The following is a 15,657-nucleotide window of genomic DNA, read 5'->3' as shown; positions in this document are numbered from 1 at the left end:
TGAAAAGCGCCGAATCGGGGTACCGTCATCGTGGATAGACCCGCATCGTTCGAGGTCCGCGTATGGAATGGTTCATCGCACCCGAATACTGGCTGGCCAGACAGGTGTTGCAGCGGGGGACCGCCGCGATCTACCTGATCGCCTTCATCGCCGCGGCCCGTCAGTTCCGCGGCCTCCTCGGTGTGCGGGGGCTTCTTCCCATTCCGCGTTTTCTGGCGGCCAATTCGTTCCGCGAAGCCCCGAGCTTGTTCCAGTTCCACTACTCGGACCGGTTCTTCGCCGCGGTGTGCCTGGCCGGGACGGTGCTCTCGGCGGCCCTGCTCGCCGGTTTCGGAGACCTGGTGCCGTTGTGGGCCTCGATGCTGATCTGGCTGCTGGTGTGGATGCTGTATCTGTCGATCGTCAACGTCGGGCAGACGTGGTACTCGTTCGGCTGGGAATCGCTGTTGCTGGAAGCCGGGTTCCTCGCCATCTTCCTGGGAAACGACGACGTCGGCCCGCCGCTGCTGGTGCTGTGGCTGGCCCGCTGGCTGGTGTTCCGCGTCGAGTTCGGCGCCGGGCTGATCAAACTGCGCGGCGACCCGTGCTGGCGCAATCTCACCTGCCTGTACTACCACCACGAGACCCAACCCATGCCAGGGCCGCTCAGCTGGTTCTTCCACCACCTGCCCAGGCCGTTGCACCGAATCGAGGTGGCCGGCAACCACTTTGCCCAACTGATCGTGCCGTTCGCATTGTTCGCCCCCCAACCGGTGGCCAGCGGGGCCGCGGTGATCGTGATCGTTACCCAGCTCTGGCTAGTGGCCTCCGGCAACTTCGCCTGGCTCAACTGGATCACCATCGTGCTGGCCTTCAGTGCGGTGTCGGATTCCGCGGCGGCCATGCTGTTCCCGATCCCCGAGCACCACTTCGGCCAGACGCCAGTCTGGTTCGCCGTCGTGGTGATCGCGTTCGGCGTCGCGGTGGCGGCCATGAGTTACTGGCCGGCGCGCAACCTGTTCTCGAAACGGCAGCGGATGAACGCCTCCTACAACCGCTATCACCTGGTGAACTCCTACGGCGCGTTCGGCACCGTCGGCCGCACCCGCGACGAGGTGGTGCTGGAGGGCACTTCGGACGCGCGACTGGGGGAGCACACGGTCTGGAAGGAGTACGAGTTCAAGGGCAAACCCGGCGATGTGCGCAGATGGCCCCGGCAGTTCGCGCCGTATCACTTGCGGCTGGACTGGCTGATGTGGTTTGCGGCCATCTCCCCGGCCTACGCCCACGGCTGGCTGCGCATGCTGCTGACCCGGCTGCTGGAGAACGACCGGGCCACCCTGAAGCTACTGCGGCACAATCCATTCCCCGATGAACCACCGCGTTACGTGCGGGCCACGCTGTACCGGTACGAGTTCAGCACCTGGGCCGAGCTGCGGCGGGACCATGTCTGGTGGCACCGGATCTCGCTCGGCGTGTACGTGCCGCCGCAGACCCTGCCGTCGGCGGGACGGTCATCGGCCGGCGCGCAGTGACCGCTGGTAGCGGCGCATCCCGGCGATCCATCGGTCGTAATCGGAGCCCTTGTGCCGGTACATGTCGAGGACCTGCGGGTGCGGTAGCACCAGAAACCGGTCCGACCGCACGGCCTCGACGGTAGTAGCGGCCACCTGTGCCGCACTGATCACCTCGCCGGACTGCACGATCGACGCCGCCCCGGCCGCGGAATCGGGATCGGTCGACGCGCGCACCGCCTCGAGCAACGGGGTCTCCACGCCCAAGGGACACACGCAGCTGACCCCGATGCCGTCGTCGCCGTAGGTGATGGCCAGCCATTCGGCGAATCCGACCGCGGCGTGCTTCGTGACGGCGTAACCGGCAGCGCCGATCTGTGACAGCAGACCGGCTGCCGAGGCGACCGATACGAAGTAGCCGTGACCTCGCGACAACCATTGTGGGACAAGCAGCTGCGCGGCCCGGACGTGCGCACGCAGATTGACGTCGAGAATGCTGTCCCAGGTCTCGTCGGTGCCCAGTCCGGGCGCGCCGATGATGCCCGCGTTGGCGACATAGATGTCAACCGGCCCGAACTCCGTGGCGGTCAGCGCCTCGATGTCGGAGCTCGACGACGCGTCGGCTCTGACTCCGATCGCCTGACCACCGCCCGCACGGATCTGCTCTGCGGTCACATCGGCGGACTCCGCGTCCAGGTCGGCGGCCACCACCCGGGCCCCGGCCGCGGCGAACGACTCGGCGAGCGCGCGGCCGATTCCTGATCCGGCGCCGGTGATGACCGCGACCGAGTTCTCAATCTGCATGCGTCTTGCGTACCCTGCGGCCGGTCCCGGCGCGACTACCCGAAATGCACGCCCTGGGCCAGCGGCAGCTCCGACGAGTAGTTGACGGTGTTGGTGGCGCGGCGCATGTAGGCCTTCCAGGCATCCGAGCCCGATTCGCGGCCGCCGCCGGTGTGCTTCTCCCCGCCGAACGCGCCGCCGATCTCGGCGCCCGAGGTGCCGATGTTGACGTTCGCGATACCGCAGTCGGATCCGTCGGCGGCCATGAACCGCTCGGCCTCCCGCACGTCGGTCGTGAAGATCGCCGACGAAAGGCCCTGCGGCACCGCGTTGTTCAGCGCGATGGCCTCGTCCAGCTCGTCGTAGGTCATGACGTAGAGGATCGGTGCGAAGGTCTCGGTGTGCACGACCGCGGTCTGTTCCGGCATCCGCACCACCGCGGGAGCGACGTAGAACGCACCCTCATCACCCAGGTCGTGCCTTTCACCGCCCAACACCTCGCCGCCGTCGGCACGGGCCTGCTCCAACGCCCCGACCATGTCGCGATAGGCGCGGGTGTGGATGAGCGGCCCGACCAGAGTTCCCTCGACGCTCGGATCACCGATGGGCAGGCTCTGGTAGGCCGAGACCACCCGGGCCACCACGTCGTCGGCGACCGACGAGTGCACGATCAACCGCCGCAGCGTCGTGCAGCGCTGCCCGGCGGTACCCGCCGCCGAGAACACGATGGCCCGCACCGCCAGATCCAGATCGGCCGACGGCGTCACGATCGCGGCGTTGTTGCCGCCGAGTTCGAGGAGCACCTTGCCGAACCTGGCCGCCACCCGAGGTCCGACCTGCTGGCCCATGCGCACCGAGCCGGTGGCGCTGACCAGGGCCACCCGCGGGTCGTCGACCAGCTGTTCGCCCAGTTCGCGTCCACCCAGGATGAGCCGGGCCACTGCTTCCGGCGCACCCACGTCGGCGGCGGCACGTTCGATCAGCGCCTGGCAGGCGATCGCGGTCAGCGGGGTCAGCTCGGACGGCTTCCACACCACGGTGTCGCCGCACACCAGGGCGATCGCGGTGTTCCACGACCACACCGCGACCGGGAAGTTGAACGCGGTGATCACGCCGACCACGCCGAGCGGGTGCCACGTTTCCATCAGCCGGTGCCCGGACCGCTCGGAGGCGATGGTGCGGCCGTACAACTGGCGTGAGAGCCCGACGGCGAACTGGCAGATGTCGATCATCTCCTGCACTTCGCCCAGTGCCTCGGAGGTGATCTTGCCGGCCTCCACCGTCACCAGGGTGGCCAGATCGGCCTTGTGTTCGACGAGCAGCTCGCCCAGGCGGGCCACCAGGGCCCCGCGCACCGGTGCCGGGGTGGTGCGCCAGGACGAGAAGGCTTGTGCGGCATCGGCAATCGCAGCGTCGACTCGATCGGCACTGTCCTCGGGCAGGGTGAACAGGACGTCCCCGCTGATCGGGGTGCTGGCGTGCAGGCCACTACCCGGAGCGGTCGGCTCACCGAGCTCGGCGTCGGCGCCGATGGCCGTCAGGGCTTGCCGCACCCGTCGGCGCAGTTCCTCGGCGGTGGGGAGGTCGGTGCGTTCGGTGGTGGTCATTGTGCGCCTTTCTGATTGGCTACAGTGCGGGCCATGGGTGAAGCCGACGAGTACGTGCTGGACGACACCGACCGGATTCTGGTTCGCGCGCTGGCCGCCGACGGCCGGGCCACGCTGGCGCATCTGGCGGCGGCGGCCGGATTGTCGGTGTCGGCGGTGCAGGCTCNGGGAGGCGACCCGACGCAGGATCGACCTGAGCCTGGGTAGATCGGCCCCGCCCACCAGTTCGCAGCCGTGAAGCGCGGCCAGTTTGCGTGCGGCCGGCGTGAATTCGTTGTTGGTGACCACCATGGTCTTGGCGCAGTCCTGCATCGGCGCCCCGGCAACGACCTCCTGTACGGCGCCGGCGCCGACCGGACGTGACAGCCGTTTGCATTGCACGGCAATGCGGTTCGGCCGGTGTCCGACGATCAGGTCCACCCCCCAGTCCCCGGTGAGCGGCGTCATGATCACCGGCAACCCGCACCTGCGGGCGGCCCGGGCCACGTAGTCCTCGAACTCCAGCCCGGTCATCACCGTGGCGGCCTGCTCACGGGCACTGGGGGTCCGGGCACCCCGGAGCGCGCCCAGCACAAAGCGCGGAGTCGCCGCCAACGTCAGCGGCACGGCGCCGCCGATCACCACACTCCATGCGGTCTCCACCCCGGCCAGGTGCGCCGCGACCGCCGCCGCCACCCCGGCCGCGGCGTACAGCTTGATCCGAAGCCGTCTCACGGCCCCGAATGCTAGAGAGCGGTTGTGACATACCCGGTGTGACAATCCACAGCGCCCTTGCCAGACAGGAGGGCTAGGCTCAAGCAGTGACGACTGATCCCGCTGCGGGTACCACCGAATCGCCGATCGAGCATGCGCTTGCCGGCGGTGAGCCGCAGCGCGTCGGCTGGTTCCGGTTCTACTTCACCGACGAGCGCTGGGAATGGTCGCCACAGGTGGAGCGGATGCACGGATATGAGCCGGGCACCGCGCATCCGACGACCGAACTCGTGCTGTCCCACAAGCATCCCGAGGACTACGGGCAGGTGGCCGCCACCCTCGAGGAGATCAAGCGGACCTCGGGCGCGTTCAGCACGCGCCACCGCATCATCGACACGGCGGGCGAGGTTCACCACGTCGTCGTGGTCGGAGACCAGCTGTTCGACAACACCGGCGCCGTCATCGGGACGCACGGTTTCTACGTCGATGTCTCACCGTCGATCGCACAGGTACACGAGCAGACCGTCACCGAGGCGGTGGCCGAGATCGCCGAGGCCCGAGGTGTGATCGAGCAGGCCAAGGGCATGCTGATGCTGATCTACCGGATCAAGGCAGACGCGGCGTTCGAGCTGCTGAAATGGCGGTCGCAGGAGACCAACACGAAGCTTCGCCTGCTGGCCGAGCAGCTGGCGAAGGATTTCCTCGAACTCGACTACACCGAGATCCTGCCCAACCGCGTGGTGTTCGACCGGTTGCTGCTGACCGCCCACCTGCGGGTCGGCACCGAGGTTTAACCCCCGCCCATTCAGGGAAGACTCCCGCTGATCCGAAGCGAACTGGGAGTTGGGCAATGGCGACGTGTGCCACGTGCGGGAACGACTACGACAAGGCATTCACGGTGAGCTGGGATGGGCATACCGAGACGTTCGACAGCGTGGAATGTGCGGCCGTCCGGATCGCCCCCGAGTGCGCCCACTGCGGGTGCCGGATCCTCGGCCACGGCGTCGAGGCCGCACAGACGATGTACTGCTGTGCGCACTGCGCCCGTGAGTCGGGACACGCCGACCTCGTCGATCGCCGATGACCGCACCGACCCTGACGGCGCTGGCACTGGTCTGCAGCCTCAAACGCTCGCCGGCCAAGTCCAGCAGCGAGTTGATCGCCGAGCAGGTCCGCGAGAACCTCCACGTGCTCGGCGTCGAAACCGAGTCGCTGCGGTGCGCTGATTTCGTCATCGAGCCAGGCGTCGAGGTCGACATGGGCAACGGTGACCAGTGGCCCGAGATCCGCAGAAAAGTCCTCGACGCCGACATCCTGCTGATGTCGACACCGGTATGGCTCGGCCACCCGTCGAGCATCGCGCAGCGCGTACTGGAGCGGCTCGACGCCGAGCTGTCGCACACCGACGACGCCGGTCGCCCCATTGTGGCCGGCAAGGTGGCACTGGTCTCGGTCGTCGGAAACGAGGACGGCGCGCACAAGACCGTGGCCGATGTCTTCCAGGCGCTCAACGACATCGGCTACACCATCCCGGCCCAAGGTTGCACGTACTGGAACGGTGAGGCGATGCAGGGCACCGACTATCAGGATCTCGATGAGGTGCCGGACCCCGTCGCCGAAGCCACCGCCGCGGCGGCGCGCAATGCGGCTCACCTGGCCGGGCTGCTCAAGGTCGGCCAGTACCCGCGTTACGAGTGAAAGGAATAGCGATGAAGGGACCTGAGGATCCGGTCGACCACACCAGGACCACCCGGCCACATGCCGGCGAGACGATGAAGGACAACCGCAACATGCCCGCCCTGGCTCTGATCGGCGTGGGCGTGGTGTTGTTCGTGGCGTGCCTGTTCGCGTTCGCCACAGGCAACTCCGGCGTCGGCGTGATACTCGCCATCCTGGCTGCCGTCGGGATTCTGGGCGGCGGGCTCTGGTTGGCGATCGCCCATATGCGGGTGCGGCGGATGGAAGACCGTTGGTATGCGGAGCATCCCGACGTGATCAGGCAGACGCCCAACAGCTGACCTTGTGACGCGAGATGGCCCAGCCACCGTGGGCTGGGCCATCTCTTCAATCAGGTCCGGACCGGATGCCGACTACGGTCGCTGGCTCGCCTGTTCGCGCTTCTCGGCGGCCTTGGCTCCTGCCCGGGCCGATTCGGCTTCGGCCTCCTTCTTGGCTGCGTCCTGCTGGGCGTCGGCCTTGTCCTGCTGGGCTTTGCCCTCGCGTACGAGGTCCTCGCGGCCGGTCACGGTACCGACGGCTTCCTTGGCTTTGCCCTTGACGTCCTCGACGACGCCCTTGATGCCTTCTTCAGGTCCTGAGTTCTTCTCGGTCATGCTTACCTTTCCGCTACTTGAGTGGATTGGTTGTTCTACGCGGCTTCTCCACGCACCCCGGGGGATTTCCCGGATCCGGCCGTACTAAACGTGACGTGACGAATCCGGCTACACCGGCGAAAAGAGTTTGCGGAACGCCCGGTTGGGTACCGAATAGGGGTACTTTCCGCGAAGGGAGCGAGATGGCCGTCGAGACCATTGCCGTTGGCGCCGAGGGTGTTTACCGACCACAGCACGACTCGTGGCTGCTGATCGATGCGCTCCGGCGCAGCGACGTGGTGGCCGGACGTCAGGTCGTCGATCTGTGTGCCGGCAGCGGCGTCGTCGCCGTCGCCGCCGCCCACCTGGGCGCGAGTTCGGTCCTGGCGCTTGATATTTCCCCGAGCGCGGTGCGCTGCACACAGGCCAACGCGCTCGCCGCGCAGGTCGAGGTCGAGGCCAGGCTGGGCTCCTGGGTGCAAGCGCTCGAACACGATCCGTTCGACATCGTGGTGTGCAATCCGCCCTACGTCCCGGTCGGACCGGACACCGAGGCCGATGCGATCCCGTCGGCCGGTCCGATGGCCTCGTGGGACGGTGGGCCGGACGGGCGCCTGGTCCTCGACCCCCTGTGCGCGTCGGCCGGCACCATCCTGGCCGAGGGCGGCAGCCTGTTCCTCGTGCAGTCCGAGTTCGCCGGTATCGAGCAATCGCTGACGATGCTGCGCGAGGGCGGCCTCGATGCGGACGTGTGCGCCACCCAACGGATTCCGTTCGGCCCGGTGCTGCGCTCGCAGGCCGGCTGGCTGCGGCGCGCCGGGCTGCTGGCCGAGGGCCGGACCGATGAGCAACTGGTGGTCATCCGGGCGGACCGGCGATGACCGAGCAGCGGGTGGTCCGGGTGGTCGAGAACGGGCCGATCATGATCGAGGGTCCGGTCCGGATCGAACTTCCCGATGGGACCACGGTGGAATCGGACCGGTTCATGGTGGCGATCTGTACGTGCCGTCGATCCAAGACGTACCCGTTGTGCGACACCAGCCACCGGCGGTCACGGAAGCGGTCGGCATAGCGAACTGCGTTCGCTCAGCCAGCATTCCATAAGGTGGCCGGCCAACCGGTCCTCCATGGCGCCGAACGCTCGCATCCCGAACACCAGGTCGGGTTCCAGTTCCGGCTCACGCCTGACCAGATCGCCGACCACGTCGTGGCGCACCACCTGTTCGTGTACCGCGTCCGCCTCGACGTGCTCCCGGTAGAACCGGACACACGCCTCGGGCGCGCCCAGCCGCTGCAACGCGGTCACCATGCGTTGGGAGCCGGGGGAAGAGGTGATCTCGGTGGCCGCGAAGTGGCCGGCCGCCGCCCCGCGCAGGCTGCGGTGCAGGCCGAACATCGACATCAGGTTCACCAGCGCGAGGGTCTCGGCAGGCACGTTGCCCAGGTAGCCCAGATACCGGTTGTCCAATCCGGCCGCCGACATCAGATCGGCGAACAGCTGCTGGTGGATCTGAGCGGCCCGCCCGGCGCCGTACTCGTCGAACTCGACCGCCACGAACGAGGCCTTCGCCTGCCCGCCCAGCCGGGGAATCAGCCAGGCATGGGGATCGCCTTCCTTGAGGTGGTAGAGCGACCGGTGGACGAAGTACTCCCGCATCTGGGGCCAGGTGCCCTTGTCCCGCAGGTGGTGCGACGGGCCGGTGCCGTCGACCGGCTCGACCGAGAGCCGGGCCATCTCGCCCTCCGCGGTGTCTTCCGGGTCGATGGGTCCGACCTCGCGGCGAACCGCGGCCAGAAAGATCCGTTCGAACTGCGAGCGCAGATGCAACAGCCCCGCGTTCCACTCCCAATCCTGATCGACGCCGGCGAACCCCCGGTAGTGCAGTTCGTAGCAGATGTACAGGGCGAGTTGGACATCCAGGCCGAGCGGGTCGGCGTCGCGCAGCGGTACCCAGACCGGTTCGAGGTGGTTGTGTGGGGCGCGGTCACCGAGTCGTTCGATGACCGCTGCCGAGATCGGCCCCTGCGCGTGCGGGAGCCTGGGCTGGGTGGCGGCTGGTACGGCGGTCATTGCCGACCGGTATTCCCATCCTGGTCGTTCGTGAAACCGCCTGTCGCACTGTGATTGCGGGAGTAAGCGATCACTCGATGGTGCCCGGTGCACCGGTGCCCGCTCCGCTGGAGGCCGTCGCCGCCCTGCCGAGCAGCAGACCCAACCCCACCATGACCAGGGCCAGGGCGAGATGCAGCCAGTTGTCCGCGGTGTTGACCGGGATGAAGTTGGCCGAACTCTCCCTGTCGATCACCATCCCATAGAGCCACAGGACGCCGTAGATCAGACCACCGCCGATCAGATAGGCCCGAGCCGGGCCGAACTGGCGGGCCATCAGCAGCCCGACCACGCCGAACGCCAGGTGCACCAGGTTGTGCAGCACCGACACGTTGAACAGGCCGAGCAGCATGGCACCGGAGTGGTGCCCGGCCCAGCTCAGCTGGTCGTAGTCGGTGGTGATGCCGGGGATGAACCCCAAGATGCCGACGACGAGGAACAGGCTCGCGACGACCATCGCACTGATCTGTAGCGGCGTCCACTGTCCGACGCGCCCTGGGGTTCGTGGATTCGGTGTGCCCATGTCCTGGGGATTCCCTTCCGCAGGCGATTCCATACCTCGTTTGCCCTGGGTATTTCCCGGGTAGTCAGTGCTCGTCTCGGACACCGAGGTGAGCCATGACAACAACATCATCTGCACAGGCCGGCGGCCCCGACGCCGTCTTCGGACAGGTCGCCGAGATGATCCAGTCGCAGCATCGGAGTGCGCTCGTCGAGCAGGCGGTCGCCGAACTGGTGTGGCATCTCGTAGAGGACGACCCCGTCACCGAGCGTGCAGGCCTGCCGGCTGTCGACCGTAACCGGCCCGCAGCGTGATGTGGTCGGAGCTGATCCTGGCCACATCATCCCAGGCGGCAAGGAAAGTACCGCGATGCCGCCAGGCGGCGATGCGGGCGATTATGGCGGGGGCGTTGATACCGGTGCGTTCGAAGCCGAGGTAGGACGACCGGGTCCGCGGACTGACCACCAGGCCCACCAGCTCGGGTGCGCGGGGATGATCCGTGCGGTCGCCGGCCATCGTGAGCCGCACGTCGACCACCGTTCCGACCGGGTGATGACCGGCGTCCAGGACGCGCAACCCGAGGAGATTACTCAGCTGCATGACGGCCTCCCGGGATGCGGGCGATGACATGATCGCGCAGCCAGTGCTCGATCCAATCGGCGTCCGATGGGGCGCGGGAACCCGTCAGCTGCACCGTGACACCCACCGACGACACGATTTTCCACGGGATCTCGTGCAACATCGACCGCGGCGGCGCCCCGCCGAGGATGCGGGTGATCATCACCTGCCCGGACAGGATCGTGGTTACCCGGGGCGGTGAGGTACCGGGCGCGATGTCGACGTCGGCCTCGATGCCGTCGAGTTCGAGGTCGTCGACGATGCCGACCGGAGCGCCCTCGTGGTCGAGCAGTTGCCGGTCCAGCAGGTGCAGGCGGGCGTCGATGACGGTCATTGGCCCGCCCCGGTCACGATCATGAGGGGTATGGCTGCCAGTGAGGCGGCCAGGATGATCACCAGATATACCGAACCGAACATGTTCAGCACCCTTCCGTTCGTCTTGTCTCCCATGTATTCCGGGTCGTTGGCCACGATGAGGATCGGCAGATAGGTGAGGGGGAGTGCGATGGCGGAGAACACCACCGAGTACTCGGTCACCATCACCGGGTCGATGCCGGTGAACAGGATGGCGACGCCGACGACGATGCTCACGAACATCACCACGTGGAACCGTGACGCCTCGGCCGGGCGGCGGAACTTTCCCCACGGCCACCCGAAGAACTGGGCCAGGGTATAGCCACTGGACAGTGTCGTCTCCAGTGCGGCTCCGAATGTGGCCGCCACGATGCCGATGATCGCGAACGCCAGTGCCAGTTTGCCGCCGGCCTCGGCGACGGGCATCACCACGTGTGACAGTGAGGTCACCTCGATCTGGCCGGGAAGCAGCACCAGCGTGGCGCACGCGGCGATGGCCACCGACAGGAAGCCGCCGAGCGGGAAGCCGATCAGCACATTGAGTCGCGACACCCCGAGATCTTTTGTCTTCCAATGTTCTTCCACGGCGCCCGAGGAGAAGAAGAACACCTCGTACGGGGTCATGGCGGCGCCGAACAGGGCGATCGCGTAGTACCAGTAGGTCGCCGACGACTCCGTCTCCGGTATCACCGGCTGCGCCGCCTGGTGGGCCAGCCCGCCCCAATCCGGTTGCAGCGCAAAGACCGCGACAGCGAACACGATGAGGCACAGACCCAATACCCCGGCCGTGTTCTCCATGACCGAGAACTTGACCCGCCAGATCACCAGCCATACCGCCACCGCCGCCACGGGGATCCACATCATCCGGCTGACATCGGTGGCCAGTTGCAGTGCCAGTGCCACACCACCGATCTCGGCGGTCAGAGTCATCAGGTTGATCAGAAACGAGGCGGACAGATTTGCCGCTGCGGTGCGCGGGCCCAATCGTTCCCGGATGATCTCGAAGGTGGCGCGACCACTGACCGCCGCCACCCGTCCCGCCATCTGGGCGAACAAACAGATGCCGATCACTCCGACCACGACGACCCACGCCAGCGCCAGTCCGAACCGGGAGCCGACGACGGCGTTGGTGACCAGATCGCCGATATCGAGGAAACCGCCGATGGCGGTCAGGATTCCCAGCGCTACCGCGAAGAATCTCTTCATCAGCGGTATCCGGCTTCCAGGGCATCGGCCGATGCCCTCAGTTGATCGCGCAGCTCCGCCAGGTCAGGTGCGGCGGTGATCTCGCGGACCCGGGCCGAGGCGCTGCCGAGCTGGCCGGCCACGTGCGTCATGGCTTCGGTGAGCATCCGCTGCCGATTCAGGTCAACCGGATCGTCCGCCTTCAGATCGGCGATGCCCTCGTAGGCCTTGACCACTTCCTCGCGGGCGTCGGCGATTTGGACACTGACAACTTGCGGTGTGGTGCGGTCACGGATCCGCAAGTCGAGCGCGTACGCGCCGCTGCGTGCGGCGGCCACCGTTTCCTCCATGGCCTTCGCGAGCTGACCGGGCATGCCGTCACGGTTGGCCGGGCACTGCGTCAGTAACAGCGCCAGCGCGGCGATCAGCAGGGCGGCACTCAGTGCCGCCCGTATTCGTCGCGGTCTCTCTTCGTGTCGCGCCACGGCTGTCCCCTCACCCGGGCAGCGTTTCGCCGCCCAACGGAGCGAGGACCTCACCGCTGTAGTACGACGAGAGCTGGTTGGCGGCGAAGAACACGTACGAGGGGGCGATCTCGTCGGGTTGTGCGGGACGGCCGAAAGGTGTGTGCTCGCCGAAGGATTCGACACGTTCGGAATCCATGGTGGCGGGTATCAGCGGGGTCCACACCGGCCCCGGCGCGACGCAGTTGACCCGGATCTGCCGGTCGGCCAGGGACTGCGCCAGCGAGTAGGTCAAGGCGATCACGGCACCCTTGGTGGCCGAATAGTCCATCAGGGTCTTGTTGCCCCGAAGGCCGTTGATCGAGGCCGTGTTGATGATGGCACCGCCGTCGGGCAGATGAGCCAGCGCCGCCTTGGTCACATGGAAGAAACTGTCGATGTTGACGGCGAAGGTGTGCCGCCATTGTTCGTCGGTGATGTCGGTGAACTTCTCGGTCGGCGACTGGTAGGCGACGTTGTTCACCAGCACGTCGATTCCGCCCAGCGCCCCGGCAGCCCGCGTCACCGCAGCCCGGCACTGGTCGGCGTCGGCCAGGTCACCGGGCAGGCGCAGGCAGCGCCGGCCAGTCTGCTCCACCAGCGACGCGGTGTGCATGGCGTCGTCGTGTTCTTCCAGGTAGGCGATGGCGACGTCGGCGCCCTCTTTGGCGAACGCGATCGCCACCGCTCGGCCGATCCCGGAATCGCCGCCGGTGACCAACGCCCGCTTGCCGTCGAGGAGACCCCGGCCCACATAGTCGGCCATCTCGTCGCGCGGTTTCCCCGGCATGTCCGATGTGTGGCCGGGATAGCTGATGACGGTGTCCTCACCAGGCTGCATGGTTGCCCCTAATCTTCCCGGTCTTCGCGATCGAATTCGTCGAACCCGGAGTCGTCGGTGACCACCTCACGTTGTTCCTGCCAGTCCGGATCGGTGGCCTCCAACGGCGGGCCGTCGACATCTGTGACGGCCACCTCGGCATCAGGAACCGGTTCGCTGTGCTCACGTTGCTGCTCGAGGGCATCGGCTTCGGGCACCTCGTCGGGCACGTCTTCGCGGGTCATATCGCCGGGGGTACCCGGTGCCCCTTTGATCAAACTCTTCGAGTGTTTAAGTGACCGTTGCCCGGGTACTTCCGCCCCCATGAATCACGCTTCACCCCGATCGGTCCTGGCGTGGCATGTGCACGGCTCCTGGATGGAGTCGTTCGTGTCCGGCCGGCATCGCTATCTGACGCCGGTCAACGAGGGTCGGGATGCCGACGGGCGCGGCCGTTGCGGGCGCAATTGGCCTGGGGTGCAAGAGGTTCCAGTTTCCAAACTACGCGAGCAGGATGTCGACCTCGTCGTGCTGCAACGGCCCGAGGAGATCGACCTCACCGAACAATGGCTCGGCAGACGCCCGGGCGCCGACGTCCCCGCGATCTACGTCGAGCACAACGCTCCACGGCCCTATGCGGCCGACAGCGCACACCCGCTGGCGAACCGCAGCGACATCCTCTTGATCCACGTCACCGACTTCAACCGGTTGATGTGGGACAACGGTGCCGCGCCCACTCGCGTCATCGGCCACGGGATCGCCGACCCGGGCTATCTGTACACCGGCGATGTCGCGGCGGCGGCCACGATGATCAACGAACCACTGCGGCGGTGGCGAACCGTCGGTGCCGATCTGCTGACCGAACTGAGCCGAGAGGTGCCGATCGACGTCTGGGGTATCGACACCCTCGAGCTCAACGGTCATGAGTACCGGGGCAGCGTGCGCGGCAAGGGCGACGTGTCACATGCCCGGCTGATGCACCAGATCGCCCGGCGGCGCGTGTACCTGCACACCGCTCGCTGGACCTCGCTGGGCCTGTCGCTCATCGAGGCGATGTTTCTGGGAATGCCGATCGTCGCGGTGGGATCGACCGAAGCTCCCCTGGTGGTCCACGCCGACGCCGGCGTGGTCAGCGCGGACGTCAAGACGCTGGCGTATGCGCTGGAGGGATTCATGGCCGACTTGTCGGCCGCCACCGTGGCGGGCAAGGCCGCGCGGGAGTACGCACTCGCTCACTTCGGCCTGGACCGGTTCCTGCGCGACTGGGACCGAGCCATCGCCGACTGGTGTGCGTGAGTTCGCCGAGGAGGACTGTATGAAGATCGCGATGGTTTCCGAGCATGCCAGCCCACTGGCAGCGCTCGGCGGCGCCGACGCGGGCGGACAGAACGTCCACGTGGCCGCCCTGTCTGCGGCACTGAGCCGGCGAGGTCACCAGATCACCGTCTATACCCGCCGCGACGACCCGGACCTGCCTGCCCGGGTCGAGACGCCCGACGGCTACACGGTGGTGCACGTGCCGGCCGGACCGCCCGAACGCATCCCGAAAGACGAACTGCTGCAGCACATGGGCGAGTTCGCCCGCTTCTTGGACGCCAGCTGGACCGCGGACCGTCCCGACGTCGTGCACGCCCATTTCTGGATGTCCGGCGTGGCCACCCAGTTGGCGGCCCGGCACCTCAATCTGCCTGCCGTGCAGACCTTTCACGCGCTGGGGGTGGTCAAGCGCCGGCATCAGGGGGCCGATGACACCAGCCCGCCCGAGCGGCTCAAGCTGGAAACCATGGTGGCCCGGGGCGCCACCTGGGTCGCCGCCACCTGCACCGACGAGGTCTTCGAGCTGATGCGGCTGGGACGGTCGCGATCACGGACCTCGGTGGTGCCATGCGGCGTCGACCTGGACCTGTTCACCCCGGACGGCCCCCGCAGGCGCCGCCGGGCCCCGCATCGCATCGTGAGCGTGGGAAGGTTCGTCCCGCGCAAGGGTTTCGATCTGGCGATCCAGGCACTGGCCACGATCCCCGACACCGAGCTGGTGATCGTGGGCGGGCCGCCGAGGGCTGAGCTGGCACGTGACAGTGAGGCCTGCCGACTACGCCGGCTGGCGGAGGAGATCGGCGTCGCGGACCGGGTACGCCTGTGCGGTTCCGTGGATCGTGCGGACATGCCCGCCGTGCTGCGCTCAGCGGACGTGGTGGCGTGCACACCGTGGTACGAACCGTTCGGCATCGTGCCGCTGGAGGCGATGGCCTGCGGGATCCCGGTGGTGGCCTCGGCCGTCGGCGGAATGTTGGACACCGTGGTGGACGACGTCACCGGACGGCTGGTTCCGCCGAAGCGGCCCGACCTGCTGGCCGACGCCCTCAACGCCCTGCTGCGCGATGACTTTCACCGGCAGAGCCTCGGCGCCGCCGGACGCGACCGGGCCCGGTCGCGTTATTCATGGGACCGCATCGCGGCGGACACGCTGCGCGTCTACGACCGCCTCGAACCGTCGGCATACCTGCCGCCGCAGACGACCACCGCGTCGTCGGGCTGAAGGACTCAGCGATGACCATCCGCCAGGTACCGCTCACCGCGCTCCAGGATCGCCAGGTCCTGCTCCACCGCGGCGGGCAGCCGCCGACGATTGGCCAGCACCGATGGCAGCCGCACGGCGGCTTCGGCGGCGGCCCGC

General features: G+C 67.4%; 20 protein-coding genes and 2 pseudogenes. 10 read left to right on the top strand and 12 right to left on the bottom strand.

Annotated elements, in window-relative coordinates:
- Positions 1-62 precede the first annotated feature (62 nt).
- Entirely contained in the window at positions 63-1,514 is a 1,452-nt protein-coding gene (locus BN4332_RS30410; protein WP_066903660.1) for a lipase maturation factor family protein, read from the top strand.
- On the opposite strand, the gene BN4332_RS30405 is transcribed toward BN4332_RS30410, so the two are convergent.
- Positions 1,494-2,297, bottom strand: a complete 804-nt coding sequence (locus tag BN4332_RS30405; protein ID WP_066903658.1) for an SDR family oxidoreductase — start codon at positions 2,295-2,297, stop codon at positions 1,494-1,496. The two genes, BN4332_RS30410 and BN4332_RS30405, sit on opposite strands and share 21 nt — an antisense overlap.
- A gap of 35 nt (positions 2,298-2,332) precedes the next feature.
- Positions 2,333-3,883: an L-piperidine-6-carboxylate dehydrogenase gene (gene amaB / locus BN4332_RS30400; RefSeq protein WP_066903933.1), complete on the bottom strand. Its 1,551-nt coding sequence runs from the start codon at positions 3,881-3,883 to the stop codon at positions 2,333-2,335.
- 33 nt (positions 3,884-3,916) lie between these two features.
- Here amaB and BN4332_RS30395 point away from each other — a divergent pair.
- Positions 3,917-4,045 (top strand): annotated as a pseudogene (locus BN4332_RS30395) (AsnC family transcriptional regulator); the annotation flags it as partial.
- Positions 4,046-4,093: 48 nt separating this feature from the next.
- On the opposite strand, the pseudogene BN4332_RS30390 reads toward BN4332_RS30395, so the two are convergent.
- A pseudogene (locus BN4332_RS30390) lies at positions 4,094-4,396 on the bottom strand (restriction endonuclease); the annotation flags it as partial.
- Between the two features lie 287 nt (positions 4,397-4,683).
- Here BN4332_RS30390 and BN4332_RS30385 point away from each other — a divergent pair.
- The 4 genes from BN4332_RS30385 to usfY are packed head-to-tail and all read left to right on the top strand — an operon-like array spanning position 4,684 to position 6,594.
- On the top strand, positions 4,684-5,370 hold the full coding sequence (locus BN4332_RS30385; protein ID WP_066903656.1) for a PAS and ANTAR domain-containing protein: 687 nt from the start codon (positions 4,684-4,686) through the stop codon (positions 5,368-5,370).
- 56 nt (positions 5,371-5,426) lie between these two features.
- Complete coding sequence (locus BN4332_RS30380; RefSeq protein WP_066903654.1) at positions 5,427-5,660, top strand: metallothionein; 234 nt, start codon at positions 5,427-5,429, stop codon at positions 5,658-5,660.
- Complete coding sequence (locus tag BN4332_RS30375) at positions 5,657-6,274, top strand: flavodoxin family protein (protein ID WP_066903652.1); 618 nt, start codon at positions 5,657-5,659, stop codon at positions 6,272-6,274. Before BN4332_RS30380 ends, BN4332_RS30375 begins: the two co-directional genes overlap by 4 nt.
- A gap of 11 nt (positions 6,275-6,285) precedes the next feature.
- Complete coding sequence (gene usfY, locus BN4332_RS30370; protein WP_066903650.1) at positions 6,286-6,594, top strand: protein UsfY; 309 nt, start codon at positions 6,286-6,288, stop codon at positions 6,592-6,594.
- 72 nt (positions 6,595-6,666) lie between these two features.
- On the opposite strand, the gene mbp1 is transcribed toward usfY, so the two are convergent.
- On the bottom strand, positions 6,667-6,909 hold the full coding sequence (mbp1, locus tag BN4332_RS30365; protein ID WP_029107199.1) for a microaggregate-binding protein 1: 243 nt from the start codon (positions 6,907-6,909) through the stop codon (positions 6,667-6,669).
- Positions 6,910-7,091: 182 nt separating this feature from the next.
- On the opposite strand from mbp1, the gene BN4332_RS30360 reads away from it, so the two are divergent.
- Both BN4332_RS30360 and BN4332_RS30355 read left to right on the top strand, forming a co-directional pair.
- Positions 7,092-7,769: a HemK2/MTQ2 family protein methyltransferase gene (locus BN4332_RS30360; RefSeq protein WP_066903648.1), complete on the top strand. Its 678-nt coding sequence runs from the start codon at positions 7,092-7,094 to the stop codon at positions 7,767-7,769.
- Positions 7,766-7,960 (top strand): CDGSH iron-sulfur domain-containing protein, encoded by a 195-nt coding sequence (locus BN4332_RS30355; protein WP_066903646.1) that lies wholly within the window; start codon positions 7,766-7,768, stop codon positions 7,958-7,960. The genes BN4332_RS30360 and BN4332_RS30355 overlap by 4 nt, the downstream gene beginning before the upstream one ends.
- Here BN4332_RS30355 and BN4332_RS30350 read toward each other — a convergent pair.
- The 8 genes from BN4332_RS30350 to BN4332_RS30315 form a co-directional block, all read right to left on the bottom strand.
- The gene (locus BN4332_RS30350) at positions 7,940-8,959 is read right to left on the bottom strand and encodes an iron-containing redox enzyme family protein (protein ID WP_066903644.1); all 1,020 of its coding nucleotides are present in this window, start codon (positions 8,957-8,959) and stop codon (positions 7,940-7,942) included. The two genes, BN4332_RS30355 and BN4332_RS30350, sit on opposite strands and share 21 nt — an antisense overlap.
- Before the next feature lie 70 nt (positions 8,960-9,029).
- Positions 9,030-9,521 carry a DUF4383 domain-containing protein gene (locus BN4332_RS30345; protein ID WP_066903642.1) on the bottom strand — a complete coding sequence of 164 codons (492 nt, stop codon included), beginning with the start codon at positions 9,519-9,521 and terminating at the stop codon, positions 9,030-9,032.
- Between the two features lie 240 nt (positions 9,522-9,761).
- Complete coding sequence (locus BN4332_RS30340; RefSeq protein WP_066903931.1) at positions 9,762-10,100, bottom strand: hypothetical protein; 339 nt, start codon at positions 10,098-10,100, stop codon at positions 9,762-9,764.
- Positions 10,087-10,452 carry a hypothetical protein gene (locus tag BN4332_RS30335; protein ID WP_066903640.1) on the bottom strand — a complete coding sequence of 122 codons (366 nt, stop codon included), beginning with the start codon at positions 10,450-10,452 and terminating at the stop codon, positions 10,087-10,089. The genes BN4332_RS30340 and BN4332_RS30335 overlap by 14 nt, the downstream gene beginning before the upstream one ends.
- Positions 10,449-11,678, bottom strand: coding sequence for an Nramp family divalent metal transporter (locus BN4332_RS30330; protein ID WP_066903638.1), 1,230 nt, complete (start codon positions 11,676-11,678; stop codon positions 10,449-10,451). Before BN4332_RS30330 ends, BN4332_RS30335 begins: the two co-directional genes overlap by 4 nt.
- Positions 11,678-12,142 carry a hypothetical protein gene (locus BN4332_RS30325; protein ID WP_066903636.1) on the bottom strand — a complete coding sequence of 155 codons (465 nt, stop codon included), beginning with the start codon at positions 12,140-12,142 and terminating at the stop codon, positions 11,678-11,680. Before BN4332_RS30325 ends, BN4332_RS30330 begins: the two co-directional genes overlap by 1 nt.
- 10 nt (positions 12,143-12,152) lie before the next feature.
- Entirely contained in the window at positions 12,153-13,001 is an 849-nt protein-coding gene (locus BN4332_RS30320; RefSeq protein ID WP_066903634.1) for an SDR family oxidoreductase, read from the bottom strand.
- 8 nt (positions 13,002-13,009) lie between these two features.
- Positions 13,010-13,225 carry a hypothetical protein gene (locus BN4332_RS30315; protein ID WP_066903632.1) on the bottom strand — a complete coding sequence of 72 codons (216 nt, stop codon included), beginning with the start codon at positions 13,223-13,225 and terminating at the stop codon, positions 13,010-13,012.
- A 79-nt stretch (positions 13,226-13,304) separates the two neighbouring features.
- Between BN4332_RS30315 and BN4332_RS30310 the strand changes: the two genes are divergently transcribed.
- Together BN4332_RS30310 and BN4332_RS30305 are read left to right on the top strand one after the other, a co-directional pair.
- The gene (locus BN4332_RS30310; protein ID WP_066903630.1) at positions 13,305-14,276 is read left to right on the top strand and encodes a glycosyltransferase; all 972 of its coding nucleotides are present in this window, start codon (positions 13,305-13,307) and stop codon (positions 14,274-14,276) included.
- Between the two features lie 19 nt (positions 14,277-14,295).
- Entirely contained in the window at positions 14,296-15,519 is a 1,224-nt protein-coding gene (locus BN4332_RS30305; protein WP_066903929.1) for a glycosyltransferase, read from the top strand.
- The last annotated feature ends 138 nt before the right edge of the window (positions 15,520-15,657 follow it).

The organism is Mycolicibacterium houstonense (genome assembly GCF_900078665.2).
GTDB lineage: Bacteria > Actinomycetota > Actinomycetes > Mycobacteriales > Mycobacteriaceae > Mycobacterium > Mycobacterium houstonense.
The sequence above is the reverse complement of the archived record's forward strand: the minus strand, read 5'-3'. Positions and strand labels throughout refer to the sequence as shown.